This window comes from Chitinophaga sp., assembly GCF_036566945.1.
GTDB lineage: Bacteria > Bacteroidota > Bacteroidia > Chitinophagales > Chitinophagaceae > Chitinophaga.
Genome location: NZ_DATCVJ010000508.1, coordinates 1 through 2,915 on the forward strand (window position 1 = coordinate 1; position 2,915 = coordinate 2,915).

General features: G+C 47.4%; 3 protein-coding genes. 1 reads left to right on the forward strand and 2 read right to left on the reverse strand.

Annotated features, from left to right (window positions below):
* The first annotated feature begins 117 nt into the window (after nt 1-117).
* Nucleotides 118-684, forward strand: coding sequence for a L,D-transpeptidase (locus VIP81_RS15530; protein WP_331962495.1), 567 nt, complete (start codon nt 118-120; stop codon nt 682-684).
* Between the two features lie 174 nt (nt 685-858).
* Here VIP81_RS15530 and VIP81_RS15535 read toward each other — a convergent pair whose 3' ends face one another.
* Together VIP81_RS15535 and VIP81_RS15540 are read right to left on the reverse strand one after the other, a co-directional pair.
* On the reverse strand, nt 859-1,800 hold the full coding sequence (locus tag VIP81_RS15535) for an alpha/beta hydrolase (RefSeq protein WP_331962498.1): 942 nt from the start codon (nt 1,798-1,800) through the stop codon (nt 859-861).
* 75 nt (nt 1,801-1,875) lie between these two features.
* Nucleotides 1,876-2,915, reverse strand: a 1,040-nt coding sequence (locus tag VIP81_RS15540) for an AMP-binding protein (RefSeq protein ID WP_331962501.1), incomplete at its 5' end; no start/stop codon positions are given.

Genomic DNA, 2,915 nt, shown 5'->3' on the forward strand with positions numbered 1-2,915 from the left:
AAATCATCAAAATCAGTATAATCCTGAGTAAGACAAAAAATCGCTTCAATGGCTTTTTGCTTTCTCAAAAACAATATTTCCCTATCCCGCCACGTTATTTGCATATTTATTACTCCTATGAAGAAGTGCTGTCATTACTGGTTGGTAGCGATCCTGTTGCTGCTGCCACTTAGTGGATTTATCAACGAAGCTGATTTATATCGTGCACGGTTAAATGCTGCCAACATTGATCCGGACAAAATTTTCCTGCTGATAGATAAAAGTGACTATCGTTTGTATGTATACGAAGATGTGACGTTGAGAAAAATCTACAAGGTGGTATTTGGTAACCGCGACCAAACAGACAAACAAATTGAAGGTGATCGCAGAACGCCTGAAGGTACCTTCCACATTTTAAGCAAAAGAACAGATAAAAGCTGGAGTCGGTTTATGCTGCTGGACTATCCCAATGAGGTGTCCTGGCAGAAATTCCATCAGCGGCAATCTGCGGGCATGGTATCTGCTGATGCCAGCATTGGCGGAGCTATAGGCATCCATGGAGTAGAATATAATTCCGGTATCCGTGATAATTATGTAGAAGGCCAGATTAACTGGACCCTGGGATGTATCAGCATGAAAAATGCAGATGTGAATGAACTGTATGAGGTGATCAAAGTAGGCACCCCGGTGGTGATACGCCGGTAAGATTTTTGTGGATAATCAAAGGGGTGACTCCAGGCGGCAGCCAATCGTTGTAATTTAGCAACAGTAAGTAGTACGGCATCTAGTGGCGCAGGGTTACTGCACCATGACTCAAATATAAAACCGGCGGGTCAGATCCTGTGAAGAGCGCGCTCCACTCGTATGGTGCGCGCTTTTTTATTGCAGAAAAGTGGTGACTTCCGTCCTCCAGGCGGCGGAGTCTTTTCCGCAAAAGGATTGGTGGCCAGCATTAGGGAAAATGTGTAGCTTTTTTTGTTGCGTACCCAAATTGGAAAATACCGCCTGTGTTTCTGCAGGCATTACTCTTATATCTTTCTGGCCATAGAAATATAATACCGGCATATGTATTTGCCTGGCATAGCTTTCCGGCTTAAAGCCCGACCCCCAAAAGCCCAGTTCCACACCGCCCCAGAAAGTGAGCAATTGTGAAAATGGAGATGCCGGGAGGTGAACGGAGCGCATACGGCTTTTTACGGCGTCTGTAAGTGTTGCAAACGGGCATTGCAGGATCACTTTCTGCGGGGTAAGGCCATACTCCGGCACGGCCTTTAAGATAGCAGCAGCACCCATACTTACGCCCCAGAGTACTATTGGCAGCGGGCTTTTTTGTTGTACATAATCCCAGGCCAGCTTCACATCTTCGGCTTCTTTATAGCCTACGCTGCAGGTATATCCCTCGCTATTACCATGCGCCCGGAAATCCAGTAGGAAAGTATTATAGCCCAGTGCCCTGAAACGGTCGGCTTCCGGGAAGAGTGAACCTTTGTTGCCGTTGTAGCCATGAAAGAGGATGACGGTGCCTTTGGCGGCTTTAGCGGGAATCCACCAACCTTCCAGTCGTAGTCCATTTTGTGTGCGTAATAACACTGTTTCAAAGGGCACTGCAGGGCGCGTCGTAGTTGCCGATTTGGCAATGCTCACCCCAAACAGTACGGTGCGTAATTTTTCTCCCGTACTCATTTGTTCCGGCAGCTTATTCCGGCGACCGCCGTCATCATAAAAATGGGTGAATTTCCAGGCATGAAATGCCGTAATGATATTAAGTAACAGGAACAGGGAGAGGCAGGTCCAGGCTGCCCTTTTGAGGAAACGCTTCATACCGGATGAATCATTTATAACGAAGGGATGCAGAAATAAATTCCTGCATCCCTTATCAAAAAATCTAATAATAATTTACAGTTTGCCCCTCTTGATTTCGTCTACCACTGTAGGATCAAGCAGGGTAGAGATATCACCTAAATTATCCAGGTCGTTTTCTGCAATCTTGCGCAGGATACGGCGCATGATTTTGCCGGAGCGGGTTTTAGGTAAACCGTTTACAATCTGGATTTTATCTGGTTTGGCAATAGGTCCGATGATGCGGGCTACTGTTTGTGCGATATCTTTTTTAGTCAGTTCCTGATCGTGCGTGAGTCGTTCCATGATCACATACGCATAGATGCCCTGGCCTTTAATGTCGTGAGGATAGCCAACCACCGCGCTTTCCACTACACCGGCGTGCATGTTGATGGCATTTTCTACTTCAGCGGTACCGATACGGTGACCACTTACGTTGAGTACATCGTCTACGCGGCCGGTAATTCTATAGTAGCCATCTTCATCTCTGAGACAGCCGTCTCCAGTGAAGTAGAGGTTTTCGTAAGTGGAAAAATAGGTTTTACGGAAGCGGTCATGATCGCCGTAGGTGCTGCGCAGCATACCAGGCCATGGGAACTTGATACAGAGGTTACCGCTTACGCCGTTGCCTTTGAGTTCTTTACCGTTTTCATCTACCAGTATAGGTTGTACACCCGGAAGTGGCAAGGTGGCATAACCCGGTTTTTCTTTGGTGATACCGGCAATAGGAGTGATCATAATACCACCGGTTTCTGTTTGCCACCAGGTATCTACGATCGGGCATTTGCCTTTACCGATATTGTCTTTAAACCAATGCCATGCTTCCTCGTTGATTGGTTCGCCTACGCTGCCCAGTTTTTTGAGAGAGCTGAGGTCTTTATGGTTAACGGGTCCCAGACCGTAGCTCATCAGGCTGCGTATGGCGGTGGGAGCGGTATATAAAGTGTTTACCCTGAATTTGTCTACAATTTCCCACAATCTGCCGGCATCCGGATAGGTAGGCACGCCTTCAAACATGAGGGTGGTGGCGCCTGCGCTGAGCGGGCCATAGGCAATGTAGCTGTGTCCTGTGATCCAGCCAATATCGGCGGTACAGA